Below are 886 nucleotides of genomic sequence, written 5' to 3' on the forward strand. Positions count from 1 at the left end.
AGCTTCGGCTTCCTTTTTTGTTTTCTACTCAATGTGTTATTTGATACGCATCAAATAACCATTATAAACTTTAAAAACCGCCTAAAAATAAAGTTTGAATAAAATTCCAAGATTATTCAAACCGATCATAAACAACACCTATCAAATCAATCTCCTCCCACTTCTAGTTAATCCACAACGAATATTAATCCAAGCTAACTAACCAAAAAACCTAGGCGATTTCCTGCCATTTTTCAGCCCATTCATTAGCCATTATTTTTGTGAACAGCACCAAACTTAAATACCAAAGTAAGGAATAAAATAACCGCAGCTAAATTAAATCTAACTTCATTTGGATTAGTAAATATAAAAAACCTTAATTTAAAGTCAGCAACTTTATATCGTTGAGTGCTTTATAAGTGTCCGTGTATTTACAATCTATAAATCATTAGTCGCTAATTCACATCACTTCTATTTAAGATGATGTAAGGAGATAGCCATGACAACTCAAACGATACCAAGCGAGAAAAAAAAGGGCGGCTTCTTTGCCAACTTTAAATTCCCTTCTGCCTACACCATTCTATTTATTCTGATAGCGTTCGTCGCTCTGCTTACCTGGATTGTTCCAGCAGGCCAATACGACCGAGCAATGAATGAAGAGCTAGGCCGAGAAATACCCGTAACCGGAACCTATCAAGCGGTAGAAGGTAACCCTCAAGGCGTGATTGACGTACTGCTAGCGCCTATTGACGGCTTCTACGACCACAATAGCTATGAAGCTGCGGCAATCGACGTTTCGCTGTTCATCCTAATCATTGGTGGCTTCTTAGGACTAGTAACTAAGACGGGGGCGATTGATGCCGGTATCGAACGCGTTACCGCCCGATTAGAAGGGCGAGAAGAGTTG

1 pseudogene is annotated in these 886 nt (G+C 39.3%); it reads left to right on the forward strand.

From position 1 onward, the window contains the following. Nucleotides 1–478: 478 nt before the first annotated feature. Nucleotides 479–886, forward strand: a pseudogene (locus tag AB4507_RS07990) (YfcC family protein); the annotation flags it as partial.

The sequence above is a fragment of the Vibrio sp. 10N.222.54.A3 genome (assembly GCF_041474095.1).
Classification (GTDB): domain Bacteria; phylum Pseudomonadota; class Gammaproteobacteria; order Enterobacterales; family Vibrionaceae; genus Vibrio; species Vibrio crassostreae_C.